23 protein-coding genes are annotated in these 23202 nt (G+C 64.1%); 10 read left to right on the forward strand and 13 right to left on the reverse strand.

Annotation, left to right across the window (positions count from 1 at the left end; all coding sequences use genetic code 11):
* Positions 1–27: 27 nt before the first annotated feature.
* The gene (locus J5J10_RS06485; RefSeq protein WP_208551271.1) at positions 28–579 is read right to left on the reverse strand and encodes an alpha/beta hydrolase; all 552 of its coding nucleotides are present in this window, start codon (positions 577–579) and stop codon (positions 28–30) included.
* Between the two features lie 165 nt (positions 580–744).
* On the opposite strand from J5J10_RS06485, the gene J5J10_RS06490 reads away from it, so the two are divergent.
* Positions 745–1551, forward strand: coding sequence for a DUF2189 domain-containing protein (locus tag J5J10_RS06490; RefSeq protein ID WP_211929277.1), 807 nt, complete (start codon positions 745–747; stop codon positions 1549–1551).
* Between the two features lie 70 nt (positions 1552–1621).
* Here the strand turns inward: J5J10_RS06490 and purB are convergent, their stop codons facing one another.
* The 4 genes from purB to rpe form a co-directional block, all read right to left on the reverse strand.
* Positions 1622–2923, reverse strand: a complete 1302-nt coding sequence (gene purB / locus J5J10_RS06495; RefSeq protein WP_211929278.1) for an adenylosuccinate lyase — start codon at positions 2921–2923, stop codon at positions 1622–1624.
* A gap of 76 nt (positions 2924–2999) precedes the next feature.
* On the reverse strand, positions 3000–3542 hold the full coding sequence (locus J5J10_RS06500; RefSeq protein ID WP_249116687.1) for a hypothetical protein: 543 nt from the start codon (positions 3540–3542) through the stop codon (positions 3000–3002).
* Positions 3515–4222 (reverse strand): DUF2259 domain-containing protein, encoded by a 708-nt coding sequence (locus J5J10_RS06505; RefSeq protein ID WP_211929279.1) that lies wholly within the window; start codon positions 4220–4222, stop codon positions 3515–3517. The genes J5J10_RS06500 and J5J10_RS06505 overlap by 28 nt, the downstream gene beginning before the upstream one ends.
* A 29-nt stretch (positions 4223–4251) precedes the next feature.
* Positions 4252–4929 (reverse strand): ribulose-phosphate 3-epimerase, encoded by a 678-nt coding sequence (gene rpe / locus J5J10_RS06510; protein WP_211929280.1) that lies wholly within the window; start codon positions 4927–4929, stop codon positions 4252–4254.
* A gap of 181 nt (positions 4930–5110) precedes the next feature.
* On the opposite strand from rpe, the gene J5J10_RS06515 reads away from it, so the two are divergent.
* Positions 5111–5875, forward strand: coding sequence for an SDR family NAD(P)-dependent oxidoreductase (locus J5J10_RS06515; protein ID WP_211929281.1), 765 nt, complete (start codon positions 5111–5113; stop codon positions 5873–5875).
* A gap of 12 nt (positions 5876–5887) precedes the next feature.
* Here the strand turns inward: J5J10_RS06515 and J5J10_RS06520 are convergent, their stop codons facing one another.
* On the reverse strand, positions 5888–6961 hold the full coding sequence (locus tag J5J10_RS06520; RefSeq protein WP_211929282.1) for an ABC transporter substrate-binding protein: 1074 nt from the start codon (positions 6959–6961) through the stop codon (positions 5888–5890).
* 193 nt (positions 6962–7154) lie between these two features.
* Here J5J10_RS06520 and J5J10_RS06525 point away from each other — a divergent pair, with 193 nt between their 5' ends.
* Genes J5J10_RS06525 through J5J10_RS06555 form a run of 7 tightly spaced genes read left to right on the forward strand, consistent with a single transcriptional unit; the run spans position 7155 to position 12909 of the window.
* A complete protein-coding gene (locus J5J10_RS06525) occupies positions 7155–7649 on the forward strand; it encodes a flavin reductase (protein WP_208551265.1) in 495 nt (164 codons plus the stop codon).
* A gap of 28 nt (positions 7650–7677) precedes the next feature.
* The gene (locus J5J10_RS06530) at positions 7678–8604 is read left to right on the forward strand and encodes a MoxR family ATPase (RefSeq protein WP_211929283.1); all 927 of its coding nucleotides are present in this window, start codon (positions 7678–7680) and stop codon (positions 8602–8604) included.
* Between the two features lie 2 nt (positions 8605–8606).
* Complete coding sequence (locus J5J10_RS06535; RefSeq protein ID WP_211929284.1) at positions 8607–9866, forward strand: VWA domain-containing protein; 1260 nt, start codon at positions 8607–8609, stop codon at positions 9864–9866.
* Between the two features lie 8 nt (positions 9867–9874).
* The gene (locus tag J5J10_RS06540; protein WP_211931160.1) at positions 9875–10195 is read left to right on the forward strand and encodes an XdhC family protein; all 321 of its coding nucleotides are present in this window, start codon (positions 9875–9877) and stop codon (positions 10193–10195) included.
* Positions 10195–10896: an XdhC family protein gene (locus tag J5J10_RS06545; protein ID WP_211929285.1), complete on the forward strand. Its 702-nt coding sequence runs from the start codon at positions 10195–10197 to the stop codon at positions 10894–10896. The genes J5J10_RS06540 and J5J10_RS06545 overlap by 1 nt, the downstream gene beginning before the upstream one ends.
* On the forward strand, positions 10893–12527 hold the full coding sequence (locus tag J5J10_RS06550) for a molybdopterin-binding/glycosyltransferase family 2 protein (RefSeq protein ID WP_211929286.1): 1635 nt from the start codon (positions 10893–10895) through the stop codon (positions 12525–12527). Before J5J10_RS06545 ends, J5J10_RS06550 begins: the two co-directional genes overlap by 4 nt.
* A gap of 4 nt (positions 12528–12531) precedes the next feature.
* Positions 12532–12909 carry a TfoX/Sxy family protein gene (locus J5J10_RS06555; RefSeq protein WP_211929287.1) on the forward strand — a complete coding sequence of 126 codons (378 nt, stop codon included), beginning with the start codon at positions 12532–12534 and terminating at the stop codon, positions 12907–12909.
* Here J5J10_RS06555 and J5J10_RS06560 read toward each other — a convergent pair.
* The 6 genes from J5J10_RS06560 to bcp all read right to left on the reverse strand — a co-directional run bounded on the left by J5J10_RS06560 (position 12868) and on the right by bcp (position 18345).
* Positions 12868–13275: an NUDIX domain-containing protein gene (locus J5J10_RS06560; protein ID WP_211929288.1), complete on the reverse strand. Its 408-nt coding sequence runs from the start codon at positions 13273–13275 to the stop codon at positions 12868–12870. The two genes, J5J10_RS06555 and J5J10_RS06560, sit on opposite strands and share 42 nt — an antisense overlap.
* 9 nt (positions 13276–13284) lie before the next feature.
* A complete protein-coding gene (locus tag J5J10_RS06565; RefSeq protein ID WP_211929289.1) occupies positions 13285–14778 on the reverse strand; it encodes a DEAD/DEAH box helicase in 1494 nt (497 codons plus the stop codon).
* Between the two features lie 145 nt (positions 14779–14923).
* Positions 14924–15547, reverse strand: coding sequence for a LysE family translocator (locus J5J10_RS06570; RefSeq protein ID WP_208551257.1), 624 nt, complete (start codon positions 15545–15547; stop codon positions 14924–14926).
* A 46-nt stretch (positions 15548–15593) separates the two neighbouring features.
* Positions 15594–16892 (reverse strand): peptidoglycan DD-metalloendopeptidase family protein, encoded by a 1299-nt coding sequence (locus J5J10_RS06575; protein WP_211929290.1) that lies wholly within the window; start codon positions 16890–16892, stop codon positions 15594–15596.
* Between the two features lie 146 nt (positions 16893–17038).
* Positions 17039–17881: a ferritin-like domain-containing protein gene (locus tag J5J10_RS06580; RefSeq protein WP_348646454.1), complete on the reverse strand. Its 843-nt coding sequence runs from the start codon at positions 17879–17881 to the stop codon at positions 17039–17041.
* A complete protein-coding gene (gene bcp, locus J5J10_RS06585) occupies positions 17878–18345 on the reverse strand; it encodes a thioredoxin-dependent thiol peroxidase (protein WP_208551255.1) in 468 nt (155 codons plus the stop codon). Before bcp ends, J5J10_RS06580 begins: the two co-directional genes overlap by 4 nt.
* Positions 18346–18464: 119 nt before the next feature.
* Here bcp and J5J10_RS06590 point away from each other — a divergent pair, with 119 nt between their 5' ends.
* On the forward strand, positions 18465–21863 hold the full coding sequence (locus J5J10_RS06590) for a DUF3971 domain-containing protein (protein ID WP_211929291.1): 3399 nt from the start codon (positions 18465–18467) through the stop codon (positions 21861–21863).
* 53 nt (positions 21864–21916) lie between these two features.
* Here the strand turns inward: J5J10_RS06590 and tyrS are convergent, their stop codons facing one another.
* Positions 21917–23173, reverse strand: coding sequence for a tyrosine--tRNA ligase (gene tyrS, locus J5J10_RS06595; protein ID WP_208551253.1), 1257 nt, complete (start codon positions 23171–23173; stop codon positions 21917–21919).
* Positions 23174–23202 lie beyond the last annotated feature (29 nt).

Consider the following 23202-nt stretch of genomic DNA (forward strand, 5'->3'; position numbering starts at 1 on the left):
GATCGGCTTAAAGAGACGCCGGAAGTTTTACCGGAGCCTCCCCAGAAATTGGGCGAAGACCATGGACCCTTCCGGCCAAGGTCCATGCCCGGACTCCGCGTTGATGTGCCCCGACTCGCCGGCGTCGATCAGCAGCGAACCCCAGGCGGAGGCGATATCGTCGGCGTGGTCGTAGGTGCCGAAGGGATCGTTGCGGCTGGCGATGGTGATCGACGGGAAGGGCAGCGGATCGCGCGGGTAGGGGCCGAAAGTCATCAGATGCTTCGGACGGATCGCCGGATTGGCGACGTCTGGCGGCGCGACGAGGAAGGCGCCTGCGACCGGCTTGCGGAAATGCGGTATCGCATGGATCACGGTTGGAACACCGAGGGAATGGGCCACAAGAACGACCGGCCGGCTCGCGGCATTGACGGCCTCCGCGACCTGTTCGACCCAGTCTTCGCGCACGGGCTTCGACCATTCGGCCTGTTCCACGCGGCGGGCGGTGGAGAGCTTGCTCTCCCATCGGCTCTGCCAGTGGTCGGGCCCGGAATTGGTATAGCCGGGGATGATGAGAATGTCGGCGTCGGATGCTTTCATGGTGACGCCCGATTTGTGACGTTCACGAAGTGGTGTCAAGGCTCGGGGCGACAAAGGACGCTGCTTTTGCTAATCTGAACTCTGCCGGTGCTCTTTCGTGACGTCGGTCGAACCCTTCGCCGCGGATGCGCCGGTCTCACCAGTCGTGAAACGGAGGAGGTTTGCATGGCTACTTTCCACGTATGGGCCGGGTCCACCGGCGTCGAAAGGTCTCGTGTCGTCATCCGCGAGATCGGCACAGCTGATGTTCTGGCGGCACTGAAGGCGGGGGCGGAGGACTTTCGCGCCAGTCCGTCGCACTATCTCTTTCTCGGTCTCATCTATCCGGTGGCGGGCGCGCTGCTGATGGCCTGGGCCTCAGGCGCCAATCTCCTGCCGCTGCTGTTTCCGCTTTTATCCGGCTTTGCGCTGGTCGGTCCTTTCGCGGCGCTCGGGCTCTATGAGATCAGCCGGAGGCGTGAGCAGGGGCTGTCCTGGACATTCGAGGACATCGTTGCCATTCGACGGTCTCCGGCGCTGCCGTCGATCCTGGCGCTGGGCGTGCTGCTGACCATGGTCCTGGTGGTCTGGCTTCTGACCGCCCAGCAGATCTATGCCAGCTATTTCGGCGAAGCCGTGCCGGCGTCATTCGCAAGCTTCCTCAGCGGCGTCCTGGAGACCAGCCATGGGCGGGCCATGACCTTCTGGGGCATTCTCGTCGGCTTCTTCTTTGCCGTCGCCGTCCTAGCGTCGACCGTCATCGCCTTCCCCATGCTGCTCGACCGAGACTGCGGCGTTGCGACGGCAGTCGAGACCTCGATCCGGGCAACGCTTGCCAATCCGTTGCCGGTCGCGCTCTGGGGCGCGATCGTTGCCGGACTTTTGGTGGTCGGGTCCATTCCGCTGCTCGTCGGCCTGGCGATCACCATGCCGATCCTCGGCCACGGAACCTGGCATCTCTACCGGGCAATGGTGGCTTCGGACAGACGCTGACGACTGACACGGCAAGGCCGCCGGATGATCTCCGGCGGCCCGCAAACCGGAACAGCAATAGTGGCGTAGATCAGCCGAAGACGCGCTTGAAGATCGTATCGACGTGCTTGGTGTGATAGCCGAGGTCGAATTTTTCGCGGATTTCTTCCTCGGAGAGTGCCGTGCGGACCTCTTCGTCGGCCAGCAGTTCCTCGAGGAAATCGGCACCTTTTTCCCACACCTTCATGGCGTTGCGCTGGACGAGGCGGTAGCTGTCCTCGCGGGACACGCCGGCCTGCGTCAGGGCCAGGAGCACGCGCTGGCTCATGACCAGTCCCTTGAACTTGTTCATGTTCTTCAACATGTTCTCGGGGTAGATGACGAGTTTTTCGATCACGCCAGCCAGACGGTTCAGGGCGAAGTCGAGGGTGATCGTGGTATCGGGGCCGATGGCCCGCTCGACGCTCGAATGGCTGATGTCGCGCTCGTGCCAGAGGGCAACGTTCTCCATCGCCGGCGTGACCGACATGCGCACGAGCCGGGCGAGGCCGGTCAGGTTTTCGGTGAGAACGGGATTGCGCTTGTGCGGCATGGCGGACGAGCCCTTCTGGCCGGGCGAGAAGAACTCTTCGGCCTCCAGAACCTCGGTGCGCTGCATGTGGCGGATCTCGATCGCGATGTTTTCCATTGACGAGGCGATGACGCCGAGCGTGGCGAAGAACATCGCATGGCGGTCGCGCGGGATGACCTGGGTGGAGATCGGCTCGGGCTGCAGGCCGAGCTTTTCGCAGACATGTTCCTCGACGCGCGGATCGATGTTGGCGAAGGTGCCGACGGCACCCGAGATCGCACCCGTGGCCACTTCGGCGCGGGCGGCGACCAAACGGGCGCGGTTGCGGTCCATCTCGGCGTAGAAGCGGGCGAAGGTCAGGCCCATGGTCGTCGGCTCGGCATGGATACCGTGGCTGCGGCCGATGCGGACGGTGTCCTTGTGCTCGAAGGCGCGCGTCTTGAGCGCAGCGAGAACGCGGTCCATGTCGGCGATCAGGATGTCGGCGGCGCGCACCAACTGGATGTTGAACGTGGTGTCGAGCACGTCGGAGGACGTCATACCCTGGTGGACGAAGCGGCTGTCGGGGCCGACGAATTCCGCAAGGTGCGTCAGGAAGGCGATGACGTCATGCTTGGTGACGGCCTCGATCTCGTCGATGCGGGCGACGTCGAACTCGGCGGCGCCACCCTTCTCCCAGATCGTCTTGGCCGCGTCCTTCGGGATCACGCCAATCTCGGCAAGCGCGTCGCAGGCATGGGCCTCGATCTCGAACCAGATGCGGAACTTGGTTTCGGGAGACCAGATGGCGACCATCTCGGGACGGGAATAGCGGGGGATCATCGGCTTGGGCTTTCTGTCTTCGAAAGAACGGGTGCGGGAAGGACTGGCGCCGCTTTAGCAAAGAGCGGCGGCAATCTCAACGGTGCCGGCGGGCAAGCAGCAGGCTCATCGCCACAAGGATCGGTCCGCCGATCGGCAGCAGGGGGCGGATGCCGAGCACCGCGAACTGGTATACGGCACCGGCGGATGTGAAAACGAACTGGAACATCCAGATCCGGGATCCGAACGGTGCGTGCCATTGCGCGTAGAACAGCCGGTACTGCATGGCGAAGATGAAAGCCGTTATCGCGACAGTGCCTGCTCCAAGCAGAAGCAAGGCGGCAGCAAAGCGGGTTTCGGGGGGACGGGCATAAGACAGTAACCGGACGAGCGGCAGTACGGTTAGCCAGGTCAGCGAGCCTCCGGCGAAATACAGGATCATCAACTCGTCGTGGTGGGTGACGGGGATGTTCTGCAACAAGGCAAACCCGAGCCAGGCGGAGATCGCCATCGCCGTACCCCAGAGAACCGCGCCGCCAAGCCATGGCAGCAGAGGTATCTTGAGGGCCGAAAGTCTGCCGCCCGGCGAGTGCCGCGTGTCGCCGACCATCGTCAGGGGCGAAACGGAACGGCGATCCATCGTCCGTCCCGGCCTTCGAAGCCATAGCTGAGCACGAGCACCAGGGCGACATGCAGCGGCTCGCCTTGCATGGGATGAAACGTCATGACGCCGCCGATGCGGTAGCCGGTCGGGCAGCGGCGGCTGGACGGGACGGCTTTGCCGTCTTCATGAAGCGTTATATCGGCGGCCTCGCCGTTCTTTTCCGTCAGCGAGAGGCGGAACCCCTTGATCGGCGTGCCGAGATCCTTGCAGGCGTCGGACGGCTGCGCTTCGGTTTCCGTCAGCGATAGCCGGTAGGGTTCGCCGAAGGCGGGCTCCGCCGGAAAAGCGCGATAGCCGAGCTGGTGCGCTGGCGCCTCGATCTCGCTGACCGGATTGAAAGCGACCAGATGACCCGGATGATCGGCGATGCCATGTTGTGTCAGGACCGGCGCGGCGTTGCCGCCCGCCTTTGCCCTTGCCTCGGAAAGCCCGGCCATTTCGTCGTCGATCCTGACCCGGATCGGCGTCTTCGGCAGGAAGGCGTCCTTCGCGGTATCGATCACGAAGATTTCGGAATAGGGAAAGCCGGAGCCGTCCTGGATGCCGTATTGCTCGAAGGCGAAGATATTGCCGTCAGCGGAAAAACCGAGGGGATTGAAGGCCGCCATGTCTCCGGCAAGCGTTGGCCCGGTCATGCCGAGCACAAACATCGTCATTGCGGCCAGCCGGCCTCTCTCCCATCGCGTCAAGCGCGTGCTCCCTCCGCAGCTTTCCTCAGAGTGTCGACGGTTTTGCGATAGTCGTCAACGCCTTCGCCCTTGAACACGGCGGAACCGGCGACGAGTACGTTGGCGCCGACGGCGGTGACCAGCGGCGCGGTCTCGGCGGTGACGCCGCCGTCGACCTCAAGCTCGATCGGACGGTTGCCGATCAGCAGGTTGGCCTGCGCGGTCTTTTCAACCATGGCCGGGATGAACTTCTGGCCGCCGAAGCCGGGGTTGACGCTCATGATCAGGATCAGGTCGAGGTCGTCGAGGACGTGTTCGAGGACGCTGACCGGTGTCGCCGGATTGAGAGATACGCCGGCCTTCTTGCCGAGCGAGCGGATCTTCTGCAGCGAGCGGTGCAGGTGCGGGCCGGCTTCGGCATGGACGGTGATCACGTCGCAGCCGGAATCGGCGAAGGCTTCCAGATAGGGGTCGGCGGGCGAGATCATCAGGTGGCAGTCGAAGACGGCTTTCGTGAAGGGCCTGAGCGCCTTGATCACGGCGGGGCCATAGGAGATGTTCGGCACGAAATGCCCATCCATGACGTCGAGGTGAATCCATTCGGCGCCGGCCTCCGTCACGTCGGCGACCTCCTGACCGAGTTTGGCGAAATTGGCGGCAAGGATCGACGGTGCGATCTTCAGCGGACGGGTCATGGCGGTGGGCTCCTCGGCATTCGGCGATGTTGCCGCCCATAGCACCGGGCGGGTCGTGTCACAACACTCTGGGCGACCGGTTGGTCGCGTCTTTCGTCGCATCGCGGCGGCAACGTCGATGATCTGGCGGGCATGTGCGGGGCGGTGTAAGGACGGGCTGACGTCTGCAAGGGAGAATGACATGAAGAAACTGGCCGTGGTCACGGGTGGCAGCAGCGGCATTGGTCGCGGGCTGGTGGAGGCTTTCGCAAGCGCCGGTTACGGGGTCGCGTTCAGCCATTTCAACGACAAGGCCGGCGCCGATGCGGTTGAAGCTGAGGTTGCGTCGCTGGGCGGACAGGCCAGAGGGTTTGCCGCCGACGCAGGTGAGGGGGAGGCGGTCGAGCGGTTTTTCGACGGCGTCGTTGATTGGGCCGGAATGGCTCCCGACGTGCTCGTCAACAATGCCGGCATTCAGACATGGTCCCCGCTGCTCGATCTCACCGAGGAGGCCTGGAACCGGGTGATCCGCACCAACCTTACGGGCACGTTCCTCAACACCAAAGCCGCAGCGCGGCGGATGGTCGACGCGGGGAAGGGCGGGGCGATCGTCAATATCGGGTCGGGCTGCAACAAGCTCGCCTTCCCGCGCCTCGTCGATTACACGGCGTCCAAGGGCGGGATCGAGCAGTTCACCAAGGTCGCGGCGGTCGAGCTCGGCCCGAAGGGTATCCGCGTCAACTGCGTGGCGCCGGGGGCGATCATCACCGAGCGCACGCTCGAGGAGGCGCCTGATTACGAGGAGACGTGGTCGAAGCTGACGCCGCTGCGCCGGGCCGGACAGCCGGCGGATATCGCGGCGGCCGTGCTGTTTCTTTCGGGCGATAACGCCGCCTTCATCACGGGACAGACGATCTGGGTGGATGGCGGTCTGTTTTCGCAGCCCCAATGGCCCTATCCGGTTTGACGCCGACGGATATTACTGTCCCTGCGGCGCAGGCTCGACGAAACGGCCGTTTTGCCACTCCAGGAGCCGGTAGGGGTTTTCTGCCAGTTCGTGATCCGGTCCGAACCTGATCGGGCCAATGGCGGTCTCGAAGGTGTTGCTGGCGAGGATGTCGGCGATCGGCAGCTTGCGATCGGTCGCCGTCGTCGCTGCGGCAAGGGCGATCTCGACAGCGGCAAAGGCGGGCAACACGTAACCCTGTGGAGCGACATCGACGGCGGCGAGTGCTGCGAGGGCCGCCGCTGCCGTCGTGTCGCCGGCGTGGTCGGGCAGGGCGACGGCCAACACGCCGTCGGCGAGCGGAACGGGCTCATCCAGGGCCCGCATGGCGTCACCGCCGATCACCGTCAGCGGAATGGATTCGGCGGCGGCGTCACGGGCGATGATCGACACGTCGTTGCGGTCGCCGCCGACCAGAACATGCGTCGCGCCGGCGGTCTTCAGACGGCGCACGAGGGCGAGCTGCTGTTCCTGGCCGGGACGGAAGGTGTCGGTGAAAACCGGTGTCAGGCCGCGCTCCTCCAGTCCAGCCCTGACGGACTCGACCAGTTCGCGTCCGTGAATGGTGCCGTCCTCGATGAGAGCGATGGGCGATCCGGGCCAGTTGGCGAGAATGACCTCGACGAGCTTTTCCGCCTCGTCGTCCGGAGCGGGTGCCAGCCGGAAGAACGGCCAGCCCTTTTTCAGCGCGTCTTCCATCAGGACCTTCCAGCGCACCGAGACTGTGATCGCCGGGATGGCGGCCTCGGCGAGGGCCGGCAGGGCGCCGTCAAGGGATTCCGAACAGAGGAAGCCGATGGCGGTGTCGACGCCGGCCTCGACAATCCGGGCGGCGATGTCTCCGCCGCTGCCCGCCTCGCAGCTTTCGTTGACGAGGAAGATGTTTTGCCCGACCGCGGATGCGGCGGCCGCGGCACCATCGCGGATCTGCTCGCCGAGCACCGCATAGGGACCGGACTGGGGTGCCACGACGGCGATGCCTTCCGCAACCGAATGGGATGCGACGGACAGGAAGGAGAGGGCGGTGAGGGCAAGTCGGATCGTCATCGGCAATCGGTCCTTCGGCAACGGATGCAGCTTAGAGGCATGCCATCGCAAAGGAAACCGCAAGATGGTGGCCAAATTGCCGTTGCAGGCATATTGCAACGCCCATTGTGGAAAAGGTAACGCCTGCGCTCCATATTGACGGCACAGCCACATCTGAGACGCCGGCGCCGTGCAGGCACTCCTGGAGATAGACTTGTTGAACAGGCATAAGATCGAACCCGTCCTTTATCGCGATGCGATGGCGCAGTATGCCGGGCATGTGCAGATCGTGACGACCGAACACGAGGGCGTCAGGCGCGGCGTCACCATTACCGCCGCCTGCTCCGTTTCGGACAATCCGCCGACGGTGCTTGCCTGCCTGAACAACAGCAACGCCAGCAACGGCGTTTTCTTCGAGAGCGGCCGTTTTGCGCTGAACACGCTCGGTGCACGGCACCAGACGCTTGCCAACGCCTTTGCCGGGTTCGGAAGCCTCTCTGCGGACGAACGCTTCGGGATGGCAGAGTGGATCAGTCTCGCGACCGGAGCGCCGGTGCTGAAGGACGCCATCGTATCCTTCGACTGCCGGGTCGTCGACATGAAGGTGACGGCGACGCATACCGTTCTCTTCGGCGAGGTGGCAGGGGTCCATTTCGGTCCGAAGGACGAAAGCCTCATCTATCTGGACCGGGGCTATCACAGCCTGTAAGCTCCTTCGAAAACACGAGGGAGCAGCCATGAGCGGACAGTCGGACGGCAATCTGCCGGCAAGCATCGACGAGATGGCCGGGCTTCTTGGGCGTCATGACTATCTGGCCAGCCGCCCGCTCGCCACCGTACTCTTTCTCTCTCTCAAAATGGGACGGCCGCTGTTTCTCGAAGGCGAGGCGGGGGTCGGCAAGACCGAGGTTGCCAAGGTGCTGGCCAAGGCGCTCGACCGGCCACTGATCCGCCTGCAATGCTATGAAGGCCTCGATATTTCGTCGGCCGTCTACGAATGGAACTATCCGGCGCAGATGCTGGAGATTCGCCTCTCGGAAGCGACCGGCGTGTCTGACCGGGGTCGCCTGGAGGGCGACATCTTCTCCGAGCGCTACCTGATCCGCCGGCCGGTGCTGCAGGCGTTGGAGGGCGCCGAGGGCAAGGCGCCGGTGTTCCTGATCGACGAACTGGACCGGACGGACGAGGCGTTCGAGGCCTTTCTGCTTGAGGTGCTGTCCGATTTCCAGGTCACGGTGCCCGAGCTTGGCACCATCCGCGCCGCCGAACCGCCGATCGTCATTGTCACGTCGAACCGGACACGCGAGGTGCACGACGCGCTGAAGCGGCGCTGCCTCTACCATTGGGTCGACTATCCCAAGGCCGCCGAGGAACTGGAGATCATCCGCCGCAAGGTGCCTGAATGCAACGACGCCTTGTCCCGACAGATCGTTGCCTATGTACAGAAGCTCAGGACGCTCGATCTCTTCAAGAATCCCGGTGTCGCGGAAACCATCGACTGGGCGACGGCGCTGACGGAGCTCGACCGATTGGCGCTCGATCCGGAGACGATTTCCGACACGCTCGGGACTCTGCTGAAATACCAGGACGATATTGCCCGGATACAGGGCGGCGAGGGACAGAAGTTGCTCGCCGAGGTCCGGGCGGAACTGCTGGCGGGCTGACGATGGCGGCGACCGGAGCGCAGGATGGTCTCGTGATGCCGCCGGTCGCGCCGGGAGAGGGCCGTTTCGCCGACAACATCGTGCATTTCGCTCGCGTGCTGCGCAAGGCCGGGCTGAAGCCGGGGCCGGGCGCGGTGGCGGATGCGATCGAGGCGGTGCAGGCGATCGGGATCGGGTCGCGCGAGGAATTCCATGCGGCGCTCTCGGCGGTGTTCGTCAAGCGCCATGAGGATCAGCCGGTGTTCGACGAGGCGTTCCGGCTATACTGGCGGACGCGGGATCTGGTCGGCAAGATGATCGCGATGATGTCGCCGGTGGCGCCCGACAAGGGGCACAAGGAAAAGGACAAGGCGGGATCGGCGCGTGTCAGCGATGCGCTGTTCGCCGAGCGGGAGCGCCCTCTGCGGGAGAAGGATGAGCCGGAGATCGAGATCGACGCGCGGTTCACGGTGTCGGGCAATGAACTCCTGAAGCAGATGGATTTCGCGCAGATGTCGGCTTCGGAACTGGCACATGCCCGGCGGATCATGGAGCAACTGGTCATGCCGTTCGACACGATGCAGACGCGGCGCTTCCAGCCATCGCACAGGCAGCGCGCGTTCGATCCGCGCGCGACGATGCGGGCGTCGCTGAAGAGCGGCGGCGATCTCATCCTGCCGCGCTTTCGCGACCGACGGGCGATCGAGCCGCCGCTGGTGATCCTCGCCGACATTTCCGGCTCGATGAGCCAGTACACGCGCGTCTTCCTGCACTTCCTGCATGTGATGACCGAGCGAAGGCGGCGGGTGCACACTTTTCTGTTCGGTACCCGGCTAACGAATGTCACGAGGCAGATGCGTTTTCGCGATCCAGACGAGGCGTTCGACCAATGTTCGGCGCTGGTGAAGGACTGGTCGGGCGGTACGCGAATCGGTGAGACGCTCAAGGAATTCAACCGCATATGGGCGCGGCGGGTGCTGGGGCAGGGTGCTGTGGTGCTGCTCATCACCGACGGGCTGGAACGCGACGGCGTCGATCTTCTGAAGACCGAGGTCGACCGGCTGCACCGTTCGTGTCGCAGGCTCGTCTGGCTCAATCCGCTGCTCCGGTTCGACGGTTTCGAGGCGCGGGCGAGCGGGGTCAAGGCCATGCTGCCGCATGTCGACGAGTTCCGCCCGGTCCACAATCTCAATTCACTCGCGGATCTCGCGTCCGCGCTGTCCGGCGCGACGAGCCGGAAAGCGGATCCGCGGCGATTTCTGAAACACGGGAGGCTGCAGTGACGACATCCATGGACGAGGCGCGCGACCCGCTTGTCATCGGGCAGACCTGGTCCGGCGAAGGACGCTCGGTCGCGCTTGCGACCGTGGTCGAGACCTGGGGCTCGGCGCCCCGTCCTGTCGGCAGCCATCTGGTGATCGACGGCGAGGGCAATTTCGAGGGCTCGGTGTCCGGAGGATGCGTGGAGGGCGCCGTCATCACCGAGGCGATGGAGGTGATCGGAAGCGGCGCGCCGCGCATGCTGGAATTCGGCGTGGCCGACGAGACCGCCTGGCGGGTGGGGCTTTCTTGCGGCGGGCGCATTCGCGTCTATGTCGAGAGGCTCGGCTGATGGACCGGAACCTGTTGGAGCGGCTGAACGCGGCGCGCGCCGCCCGGACGGCGGCGGCCGTCGTCACGGACCTTGGCACGGGCCAAGGGCAGTTGGTGCTGGAGGGCGAGAGCGTTGCGGGGGAACTGGGTGAGGAAGTCTCCGCGCGGTTTCGCTCCGGCAAGGCGGGCATCGTCGAGATGGGCGGCGGCAGCCATTTCATCAACGTCTACCTGCCGCCACCACGCGTCGTGATCATTGGAGCCGTCCATATCAGCCAGGCGCTCTGTCCGATGGCGCGGATCGCCGGCTTCGACGTTTCCGTCATCGATCCCCGCACCGCCTTTGCCACGCCCGACAGGTTCGAGGGTGTCGATCTGGTCGCGGACTGGCCGGAAGACGTGCTGAAGGCGCGGCCGCTCGATGCCTATACGGCGGTCGCGGCGGTCACGCACGACCCGAAGATCGACGATTTTCCGCTGGCGGAGGCTTTACGTACAGGATGTTTCTATGTCGGCGCGCTCGGCAGTCGCAAGACGCATGCGAAACGCGTCGAACGGCTTGCCGCCGAAGGCTTCGGCCCCGAGCAGATCGGGCGCATCTCAGCGCCAATCGGACTCGATATCGGCGCCGCCAATCCGGGCGAGATCGCCGTTGCGGTGCTGGCCGATATCATCGGCGCCTTCCGTCGGCGCGGGCTGGCCGCCGGAGAGGCAGCATGATCTTCGGCGAGTTTTCGCTTGATGTGGCCGAAGGGCTGGTGCTCGCCCATTCGATACGCCTGGCCGATGGAAAGCTGCCAAAGGGCCATCACCTGACGGCCGGTGACGTCGAGGCGCTGAGGGCCGGCGGTGTCACAAGAGTGATCGCCTGCCGGATTGAGGACGACGATCTTGGGGAAGATTTGGCGGCCGAAGCGTTGGCGAACGCCATGGCGCCTGATCATCTGCGTTTCTCGCCGGCTTCCACAGGCCGGGTTAACATACATGCTGCATGTAACGGTCTGTTCGTCGCTGACCGGGAGGTTGTCGATCGCTTCAACCGCGTCGATCCCGCGATCACGTTCGCCTGTCTCGACGACCACAGCGATGTGCGGACCGGCGATCTCGTCGCGACGGTCAAGATCATTCCGCTCGCCGTCTCGCGGCGGAGCGTCGACATGGCCCTCGATATCTTCCGGCAATCGGCGCCAGTGACGCTGAAGCCTTACAGCGCACATGAGGTATCGCTGATTGCCACCGAACTGCCCTCGCTGAAGACCTCTGTCATGGACAAGACGGCGCGGGTCCTGGAGCAACGGCTTTCGCCATCCGGCAGCCGGCTCGTCGGTGAACAACGTGTTCCGCATCATGCGCGCGATGTTGCGGCGGCGATCGAGGCGGCGCTGGTGGTCCGGCATGAGGAACCGCCGATGGTGGTGATCTTCGGGGCGTCGGCGATGACCGATCCGGCCGACGTGATTCCGGAAGCGATCCGCATGGCCGGCGGCATCGTCGAGCAGGTGGGGCTGCCGGTCGATCCGGGCAATCTGCTGGTGCTCGGACGGGTCGGCGATGTCCCTGTCATCGGCGCGCCGGGATGCGCGCGCTCGCCGAAGGAAAACGGTTTTGACTGGGTGATGAACCGGCTGCTGGCGGGTGAACATCCGACCGCGCTGGAATTGTCCGGATTGGGCGTGGGAGGGTTGCTGATGGAAATCCCGAGCCGGCCGCTGCCGCGCGAGGTCGCAACGCATGGCGATAAGATCCTGTCGATCTCGATCGTGTTGTTGGCAGCCGGCAAAGCCAGCCGTATGGGCGGCAGCGGAAACCACAAGCTGCTCGCGGAATTCGATGGCGAGCCGCTCGTCAGGCGGTCGGCGCGGATCTCGCTGGAGAGCGGTGCCTGTCCCGTAGTGGTCGTAACCGGGCACAGGGCCGCGGACATCCGGGATGCACTGGCTGGTCTTGCCGTTGGTATTGTCGACAATCCCGATTTTGCCAGCGGTATGGCGAGTTCGCTGAAGACGGGTTTTGAGGTGCCGCAGGTCGCGGAGAGCGACGGCGTGCTGGTCATGCTTGCCGACATGCCGGGACTGGTGGCGGACGACCTGAAGCGGCTGATCGATGCTTTTCACGAGCATGGCGGCACGGCCATCGTGCGGGCCGTCGCCAATGGAAAGCGCGGCAATCCCGTGATCCTGCCGCGTTCCACCTTCGATGCCGTAAAGGCTCTTGAGGGTGATATCGGCGCACGGCCGATCGTCGAGGGGTCGGGACTTCCGGTGATCGACGTCGAGATTGGTGCCGCCGCCCATCTCGACGTGGATACCCCCGAAGCGGTAGTCTCCGCTGGTGGAATCCTGAAGGGGTGAGACTGTGGATACGATCGATATCGAGGAGATGTTCCAGTCGCTCGGGCCCGTGACGATCAAGCGAATGTTCGGCGGCAAGGGCATCTATCATCACGGCGTGATCATCGCGATCGACCTGTTCGACGAGATCATGCTGAAGGCGGATGCGGAAAGCGGGCCGCGGTTCGCCGAGGCCGGCGCGACGCAATGGGTCTACCAGCGCGAGGGCAAGTCGCCGGTTGCAATGCCCTATTGGACAGTGCCTGACGGCGCCTATGATGATCCGGACGAGATGGCGAAATGGGTCGGGCTCGCCTACGAGGCGGGGCTCAGGGCCGGGCCGACGGTGCCGAAGAAGAAATCAGCGAAGAAGCGGAAGGACGGCGCGGGTAAAGGCCGATAGGGGCTCGGGGAGCGCGTCGAGATCGAACCAGCCGAACTCGGAGAGCTTGTCGGGTTCAGTCAGTTGCGGCTCGCCGCTGAAGTCGGTTGTCTTGTACAGCAACGAGACCCAGTGCTGGCGGTCGGCCTCGATGATCTGCTCGGTCTGTCCGAGGAACGTCAGCGAACCAATCGATAAACCGGTTTCCTCTTCCGCCTCGCGGCGCGCGGCCCGTTCAGCCGGTTCCATGTGGTCGACCTTGCCGCCCACGATGTTCCAGTGGCCGGCCTCGGGCGCCTTCATGCGGCGGTAGAGCAGAATCCGGTCGTCGCGCAGGATCGCGAGCCCGACGCCGAGGCCGGGAAAGTCGATGCCGGGCATTCCCATGGGAAGCGATCAGGCCTTGGCGTTTGCGACGATCAGCATGAATGCCGGGATGTCGTCGCCGAAGCCGACAGGTGTCGGGCCATCATCGTGATCGCGGTAGTGGTTGCGGCGACGCTGCTGGTCGTCATTGGCCGGACGCGGACGATCGTTGTCGCGCGAACGCGGACGTTCGTTGCGCGGCTGCGGTGCCGGGCGGTTTTCGCTGCGACGCGGTTCGCGGACTTCTGTCTGCACTTCGATCTCCTCGATAACCGGAGCAGCTTCCGCCCGCCGGGGTTCAGCTTTACGACCGCCCTTGCGGCGGTCGCGATCCTTGTCACGGCCACGCGAGCGCGGCTCGTCCTGGCTTTCTTCCGATGCCGGCAACGCCGACAGGTCGCCACTCATCCATTCGATGCTCTGGCCGATCAGTTTCTCGATCGCATCGAGATACTTCGTGTCTGCCTTGGTCACGAGCGTGAACGCTTTGCCGGAACGACCGGCGCGGCCGGTACGGCCGATGCGGTGGACATAGTCTTCCGCATGGATCGGGACGTCGAAATTGAAAACATGGCTGACATCGGGAATGTCGAGACCGCGCGCGGCCACATCGGAGGCGACGAGCAGCGTGATCTGGTTGTCCTTGAAGCCGGCCAGCATGTTTGTGCGCGAGCGCTGGTCCATATCGCCATGCAGCGCGCCGACAGAAAAGCCGTGTCGTTCGAGCGAGCGGAACAGATCGGCGACATCCTTCTTGCGGTTGCAGAATATGATCGCGTTTTTCAACTCGCCTTCCTCGGCGCGGATCAGATCGCGAAGGGCGGCGCGCTTCTCATAGTCCTTCTTGTTCGCGGCGACGAGACGCTGGGTCACGGTCTTGGCCGTAGAGGACGGCGGAGCGACTTCGACCCGCTCCGGGTTCTGCAGGAAGCGGTCGGCCAGCTTCTGGATTTCCGGCGGCATGGTGGCCGAGAAGAACAGCGTCTGCCGCGTGAACGGGATCATCTTGGCGATGCGCTCGATGTCGGGGATGAAGCCCATGTCGAGCATGCGGTCGGCTTCGTCGATGACGAAGATCTCGACGCCGGTCATCAGCAGCTTGCCGCGCTCGCAGTGGTCCAGCAGGCGGCCGGGCGTGCAGATCAGCACGTCGGCGCCACGCTCAAGCTTGCGGTCCTGTTCCTCGAAGGAGACGCCGCCGATCAGAAGCGCGATGTTCAGCTTGTGATTCTTGCCGTACTTCTCGAAATTCTCGGCAACCTGTGCCGCGAGTTCGCGCGTCGGCTCGAGAATCAGCGTGCGTGGCATGCGGGCGCGGGCGCGGCCCTTTTCCAGCAGTGTGAGCATCGGCAGAACAAACGAGGCCGTCTTGCCGGTTCCGGTCTGGGCGATGCCGCAGATGTCGCGGCGCTGAAGCGCCGGCGGAATGGCGCCTGCCTGGATCGGCGTCGGAATTGTGTAACCGGCGTCGGTAACGGCGGACAGGACTTTTTGGCTCAGGCCAAGATCGGCGAACGTTGTCAAAGGGAGATCGTTTTCCATTTCGGTTTTGGCGAAAACTCATGAGTCGACCCGTCAGACGGGCCGTTTCGCAAGGGCGGGATAGAGCCAAAGAGCCTGAAAGTCAAGGAATGCGGGAGATTCCCGCGATTAACCCTTAACAAGCAATTCAGGAGCCTCGCCGAAGCGCGAGGGTGGCGATGCCGGCGCCGGCCAGAAGCGTGCCGGCGACACGGTTGGTGATGGTGACGACGGACGGCGTCCGCAGCAGACGTCGCGCGCGCCAGGCGAGCACGACATGTCCGCCGATCACCAGCGTTTCGACACCGAGAATGACGGTCGCGAGGGCCACGAAATCGGCGCGGCCGAAGCTTTCTCCGACGAAGTTCGGCAAAAGGGCCACGTAAAACAGCGGCATCTTGGGATTGCCAAGGTTGAGGACAAACCCGGTCAGAAAAATCTTGAACACATCGCCTTGGCGTGCCTCGACGTTTTCGGCTGGAACGCGGGCCGGCTCGGTCCACAGTTTGATGCCCATCCAGATCAGGTAGATGGCGCCGCCATAGCGCAGGAGCGTCATCAGCCAGCCCATCTCGGCGGCAAGCACCGTCAGGCCGAAGGCCGCTAGCGCGAGATAGACGAGGATTCCGGCAACCGTGCCAAGCCCATAAGCGATTCCGGAGAGGGGGCCGCTGGTCACCGTGCGCGCGACGATCGTCATGTTATCAGGGCCGGGACTTGCCGCGAACACGAAGAAGGCGGCGGCGAAGGCTAGCAGAATATGGCTGTCCATGGCGACTCCGGAGGTTGATGTACCCTCGCGTGCGCCTCTGCTGCTGTCAATCTACCAGCGAGGTGAGTTTCATGCCGGCATTCAGGAAGTGCATCGGATCGACGGCGTCGCCGTGACGGCGGACCTCATAATGGATGTGCGGGCCCGTGGAGCGCCCGGTGCTGCCGGCCAGGCCGATAAGATCACCGGCGGCGACCTCGTCTCCGACCTTTACGAGTATGCGCGACAGATGGCCGAACCGCGTGGTGATGCCGTCACCGTGGTCGATTTCGACCATGTTTCCGTAGCCGCCGGAGCGGGATGCCGTGATGACGACACCTGCGCCGGTGCTTTTCACATCGCTGCCGGTCGTCGCGGAAAAGTCGATCCCGGCATGCATGGCAAGGCGTCCGAAGAAGGGGTCGATGCGATTGCCGAAACGGCTGGTGATCGGTTTTCCGGGTGCCGGATTGGCGAAGGGCAGTCGTTTGGCGGTCGAGCGCATGGCTTCGAGCCGGGTAAGTGCCGCATCGAGTTCATCGAGGGAATTGTCGAAATCCGTCGGCGACTGGGGATCCAGATAGGGTCCGCCGATCGCCTGCTGGTCGGCGATCGCGCTGGACGCGACGTCGACACGGACACCGGTCTTTCGCAGAATGCTGTCGATCTCGTCGGCGACAACCGTGGCGCCGATCGTCAACTGCTGGAGACGGTCGAGCTGGCTGCGTTCGATATCCTTAAGCGACCGCGTGACCGTCGAGAACAGCCGGTCCGCCCGATCGGCAGCCGTCTGCCGCAAGGGCACGTAGGCGAGGGTGAGGTTGTCCGGTGTGGCTTCCGCTTCGGCGCTGTCCTTGCCGAGCAGTCTGTCGATGGCGCCGATGCCGCCGCTCAACGATGCACGCTGCGAGCCGTCTTCGGGTTTCACTGTCGGCAGCGGTGCAGCCTCCGGGACGAGGCCGTTTTCCTCGGCGCGATCGACAAGCGTATCGAGCTTGCCGTGGCGGGAACTGAGCGCCATCTGCTGTTCGAGAAGCTTCTCGACCTTCTCCTCGACAACCTGCTGGTCTAGGAGCTGCCGCGAGGTGACGCGGTCGACCTGGGCGCGAAGGGCGGCGATTCGGTCTTCATAATCGTGCTGCATGCGGGCCTGGCGGGCCATGCTGGCGCCGATGAGATTGTCGCGGAGGACGAGATAGGTTGTGGCTCCGAGATAGCCGATCGCCATCATGCCGAGGAAGGAGACGCCAAGCGCAACCATCCACGGCCTGACCGTTACGTGCCGGATGTTGTCGCCCTGCGCCACGATGATGATGTGTGGCTCGCGGCGTTTTCCAAATACGCGGCCCTGCGTCCTGGCTGACAAAGCTACTCTCCTGCCGTTCTCAGTGCCGCATGATCCAGACCGATGGGCGGCGCCTTACCGATGGCAGGAGTAGAACCGAATATGGTTAACGAAGCCTTTCCCGATGCTGTTCGCGGTCGTTGCGCGGCCTTGACCGCAACGGTATTTCAGCCGTTGCTTGTGGAGGTCAGGGAGCGGTAGAAGGAGGGGGTGAGACCGGCTTCTGCGCGGGCGACATCGTTGAACGGCGCCTTGAGCGCCCCACGAAAGTTGACGCGCACCAGTTCCTTGAACGTGGCCGCCGGGTCCTTCTTTTCGCGGGCGCAGAGAAATCGGAACCATTTGGCGCCGACCGAGACATGGCCTTTTTCGTCCTCGTAGATGATGCGCAGGACTTCGGCGCTCTCCAGATCACCGGTTTCGCGCATCTTCTCCTGGAGCGACGGCGTCACGTCGAGGCCTCGGGCTTCCAGAATCAGCGGTACGACCGCGAGGCGGGCCGTCAGGTCGTTGCGGGTGGAATGCGCCGCCTGCCAGAGACCGTCATGGGCGGGCATATCGCCGTAATCGGCGCCCAGCGCGCGCATGCGGTCTCGCACGAGACCGAAATGCTTGGCCTCCTCATCGGCGACCCGCATCCATCCGTCGAAGAAGGAATGGGGCACCGGTTCGGCGGCGAACCGCGCGACGATATCGAGCGCCAGGTCGACGGCGTTGAGCTCGATATGGGCGAGCGCATGCAACATGGCTACGCGTCCCGGCAGCGTATGCAGCGAGCGCTTCCCGACCGCTTTCGGTGGGACGAGTTCGGGTTTGGCCGGTCGACCCGGGCGATCGGGCAGCGGCGGGTCTAGCGGCGAACGCAACGACAGCCGTCGCTCGTGCCAGCGCCTCGCCGTATCACGGGCGAGGGCGCATTTCACGTCGAGGTCGGCCGAGATGATGGCAAGCGTCGCGCCGCCGCGCAGCGATGATATCTGCGGCAGCGTGCCGCCTTCACGAGGTGTCACAGCGACTTTGCCGCCTCGAGAACGGCCTCGGCATGGCCGGGCACCTTCACCTTCGGCCAGACGGCAGCGATCTTGTGATCCTTGTCGAGCAGGAAGGTGGTGCGCTCGACGCCCATGTAGGTGCGGCCGTACATGCTCTTTTCCTTCCAGACGCCATAGGCGTTCAGCATGTCCTGGCCCTCGTCGGAGGCGAGAATCACCTTGAGGCCGTGCTTCGACACGAACTTGTCGTGGCTCTTCACCGAATCGGGGGAGACGCCGATGACGATCACGCCTGTCTTGGCAAAGTCGTCCGCCAGGCCACTGAAGGCGACGGCCTCGGTGGTGCAGCCACTGGTGTCGTCCTTGGGGTAAAAGTAGACGACCACCGGTTTTCCGGTGAAATCGGAGAGGGAGACGCTGCCGCCGCCGTCGCGGGGCAGGGTAAAGGCCGGTGCGGTATCGCCGATTGCAAGCGCGCTCATGGTAATCCTTTCTTTCGCCGTCATTGTCGATATAAACGACTGCATAGATATGGAAAGGGTTCGGAGAAGGTCCAGAGCAGGACTGGCCATCGCCGATCGATGGAGACGATCGACCGCGCATGGGAGAAATCCGGGGCGAAAAGGTCAGCTTTCGCAGGCAAGACATCGTGCCCCTGCACCGGCTTCCGTCGGCGCAGGCCGAGGATCCGTTGATCGTTCACTGCCCGCCGCGATTGGGACTCGGCCGCCGCCTTTTGCGGTATGGACTGGTGACGTGCCTGTTCTTTCTGCTCTCCGTGTCGGCCGTGATGCTCACGGTCGAGGGCGGCGGCTTTGACCGCATCCTCGCGGCAAGGGCGCAGGCCGCGCTGAATACGGCGCTTGCTCCCGATTTCATCGCGCGGATCGAGACGACTCAGGTCCGCTTTTTCACCGGCATGCATCTGTCCGTCGAGGCGCGCGGCGTGACGGTCCACAAGCGCGACGGCGGCGGCGTGTTCGGGCAGGCGGAGAGCGTCCGCCTTGTCATCGATCCACTGGCGCTCGGGTTCGGACGCGTGGAGATCGATGAGATCGACGGGGAAGGTCTGGTGATCGACGCCAACCAGCTGCCAGCCGGTCCGCCCATCGATCTTGCGAAGCTTCGTGTCGACCAGCTGCCGGCGCTGCTCGAAAGAGCCTTCGTCGAGATCGATAACGCCTCGACCTTCATCGCCCGCGGCAGTCTCGACCGGGTTAGCCTACACAACCTGCAGATCCTTCGGGGCAATCCGGAGACCGGGCGGATCGTGGCGGCGCTCGATGACCTGACGCTGGAGCGGGTGGACGAGACGTCGCTGGTGATCGAGGGTTCCGTCGCCGTCGCGGGGAAGGCAACGACGCTGAAGATCGATAGCCAGGGGCTGCCGGGGCGGACGTTGTCGATGAACGCGCGGCTGGAATCGGTGGACCTTGCGCCTTTCCTCATTCGCCGCAGCCGGGCCGGCGAAATTCGCCAAGGGCTCGATGCGGATGCCACCATTGCGATGGAGGCGCGCCGTGCCGATGACGGGCAGTCGCCTGTGCTGTCGGCCCAAGTCACCGGCCAGGACGGGTTGTTCTACATGGACGGCAAGGTTCAGCCGCTGACGATGGCGGACATCAACCTCGCCTACGACTTTTCGAAGGATACGATCGAACTGCGGTCATCGCGCGCCGTTTTCGGCGCCACGGTGCTGCCGTTTACCGGCGCGCTGATCGACCTTGACCGCCTTGACGGCGACTATCCCACTGGAAGCGGGATCGGCATCGACCTCTTGGTACGGCAGGGAACGGCGTCTGTGCCGAAGGCGGCTGCAGCCCCGGTGCCCTTCGATTTCAAGGTTTACGGACGCTATCTCTACGCGACCTCAGAACTGCAGGCCGACCAGCTGATCGTTTCGACGCCAGCCGGCACCATGACGGCATCGGCGCGCGTGCGCAATACGGGAGCGCAGTCGCCCGAGGTGCGGTTCAGCGGCAACGTTGCCGATATGAAAACCGAGGTGGTGAAACAATTGTGGCCGTTCTGGATCGCGGACAAGCCGCGCGACTGGATAATGCAGAACGTCATAGGCGGTACGGTCGCCAGGGGAACGATCGACGTCTTCATTCCTGCAGGCCGGATGAGCGTCGAGCCGACGCCGCTACACCTGCGGGGCGACGAGTTGAAACTCGATATCGATCTTGTCGACAGCCGGGTCAACGTCACAGGAAAAATCCCGCCGGTGAGAGATGCGAGCGCCCATATCACGATGAATGGCGAGGCTCTTGCCATCGATTTCAAGACCGGGGCCTCCTATTTCAGCTCCGGGCGCACGGTGAAGCTGGATGCCGGGCGGCTGACGGTCGACGACGTCTATCTCAAGCCATTGATGGCCGATCTCGACCTCGACCTTTCAGGCAAGGCGGATGCCGTCGGTGAGCTCGTCACCTATGAGCCGATCAACGTGCTGTCGCGGACCGGTCTGAAGCCGGAAGATCTCTCCGGAGACGTGAAGGCCAAGGTGAGGCTGCGCGTAGGTCTGATACGCGATCAAAATCCACCGCCGACCGAGTGGAACGCGCATCTCGATCTTAGCAAGGTGTCGTTGGCGACGGAGATTGCAGGGCGTAAGGTCGCCGCGTTCGATGGAACGCTAGACGTGGACCGCGCGGCGGCGCGCCTCAAAGGGGGCGGCGAAATCGACGGGGTGCCGATGGAGCTTACCCTCGTCGAGCCGGTGGAGGCAAGTTCTACCGTCGCGCGCGAGCGGATCGTCAAGGCCACCTTGTCGAACGCGGAGCGGGATCGGCTAGTGCCGGGCCTCGAGGAGATCATCGACGGGCCGCTGTCGCTGACGATGACGCGGATCGACGAGAGCCGCCAGAAGCTCGATCTCGACCTTGCGCGTGCGACGCTGCGGGTGCCGTGGGTGGGCTGGTCGAAGGGGCAGGGGGTCGCCGCGAAGGCCAGTTTCGAGGTGACCGAAGCCGATGGCCTGACGCGGATCAAGGGGCTGGAGCTGACCGGCGACGGCTTCGGTGCCAGCGGCGATCTGGTCGTCGGCAAGGACGGGCTGCAGTCGGCGGAATTCCGCAAGGTCAGGCTATCGCCGGCCGACGATTTCGCCGTCGTCATGACGTCGGCAAAGGGTGGCTACGATATCAGGGTCACCGGCGGATCGGCGGATATCCGGTCGCTTATGGCGCAGTTGAAGTCGAGTGCCGGCAGTGGCGCCGCGACCGGCTCCAAGCGGCTTGCCCTTACCGTGGGGCTCGACTCGGTCGAGGGTTTCGGTGGCGAAGAATTGCGCAATGTCTCCCTTTCCTACCTTGCCAGTGGGGGCAAGACATCATCGCTCGACCTTACGGCCGTCACCGAAAGGGGCGAGGCGGTCGTCGCGAAAATGACCCCGGGAGAATCGCGGACGCTCACCCTGACCAGCAGCGATGCCGGCGCCGTACTCAGGATCGCCAACCTGTACACCCGCATGGCGGGGGGGCTGCTGAACCTCAAGCTCAACGAGCAGACCAATGGCTGGAGCGGCACGGTCGACGTCCGGAATTTCCAGTTGGTGAACGAGCAGCGCCTGCAGTCCATCGTCTCGACGCCGGCCGGCCGCGACGGACAAAGCCTCAACAATGCCGTGCGGCGCGACATCGACGTGAGCTCCGAACGCTTCCAGCGCGCTTTTGCCCGGCTGGTGACCACAGCGGGTGCCTTCCGCGTCGAAAACGGCGTGGTTCGGGGAGAGCAGGTGGGCGCGACATTCCAGGGGGTCGTCCGTGACGAGAGCGGCCGCATGGACCTCACCGGCACCTTCATGCCTGCCTACGGGCTGAACCGCATCTTCGGCGAGCTGCCGATCATCGGCGCCATCCTCGGAAATGGCCGCGACCGCGGCCTGCTTGGCATCACCTTCCGGCTCTCCGGACCGACGGAAGAGCCGAGGCTGGCGGTCAATCCGCTATCGATCATCGCTCCCGGCGTTTTTCGTCAGATCTTCGAATTCCGCTGACGAAAAAGCCGGCGCAGGGCCGGCTTTTTCAGATGTCTTTCAATGCTTTGATGTCAGGCAGGCTTCACCAGCATGTGCTTCTTCTTGCCGAGCGAGAGCTTGATGACGCCGTCGGCGGTCAGTTCGCCGGTGCCGATCGTCTTGCGCTCGTCGGAGACCTGCTCGTCGTTGATGCGGACCGCACCGCCCTGGACATGGCGGCGAGCTTCGCCGTTCGACGCTGCAAGGCCAGCGCGGACGATCAGGGCCAGCAGGCCGATGCCGGCCTCCAGCTCGCTCGACGCGACCTCGACAGTCGGCAGGTTCGCGGACAGTGCTCCTTCCTCGAACGTCTTGCGCGCCGTCTCCGCGGCTTCGTCGGCCGCTACGCGGCCATGCAGCATGGCGGTCACTTCGGTGGCGAGGATTTTCTTCACCTCGTTGATCTCGGAGCCGCCAAGCGCGGAGAGTCGAGCGATCTCGTCCATTGGCAGCGTCGTGTAGAGCTTGAGGAAGCGGGACACATCGGCATCCTCGGTGTTGCGCCAGTACTGCCAGAAGTCGTAGGCCGACAGCATATCGGCGTTGAGCCAGACCGCGCCGTTGACCGACTTGCCCATCTTGGCGCCGGACGACGTCGTCAGTAGCGGCGATGTCAGGGCGTAGAGCTGCGGCGTGCCCATGCGGTGGCCGAGATCGATGCCGTTGACGATGTTGCCCCACTGGTCGGAACCGCCCATCTGCAGGCGGCAGCCGTAGCGCTGGCTCAGCTCGACGAAATCGTAGGCCTGGAGGATCATGTAGTTGAATTCGAGGAAGGACAGCGACTGCTCGCGGTCGAGACGCGTCTTCACGCTGTCGAAGGACAGCATGCGGTTGACGGAGAAATGCCGGCCGACATCACGCAGGAATTCGAGGTAGTTGAGGCCGCGCAGCCACTCTGCATTGTTGATCATCAGGGCGCCGCCCTTCGGACCCTTGTCGTAGTCGAGGTAGTTGGCGAAGACGCGCTTGATAGAGGCGATGTTGTCCTCGATCTTCTCGATCGTCATCAACTGCCGGGCTTCCTCCTTGAAGGAGGGGTCTCCCACCATGCCGGTGCCGCCGCCCATCAGCGAGATCGGCTGGTGTCCGGTCGCCTGGAACCAGTGCAGCATCATGATCTGGATCAGGCCGCCGGCATGAAGGGAGGGGGCCGTCGGGTCGAAGCCGATATAGGCGGTCACGCTTTCCTTTGCGAGCAACTCGTCGAGGCCTGTTTCATCGGAGACCTGATGAATGAAGCCGCGCTCGTGCATGGTGCGGAGAAAATCGGACTTGAACTTCGACATGACTCTTGGCTTTCTGGAATAAACGCAAA

The organism is Ciceribacter sp. L1K23 (assembly GCF_018122705.1).
Lineage (GTDB): Bacteria > Pseudomonadota > Alphaproteobacteria > Rhizobiales > Rhizobiaceae > Allorhizobium.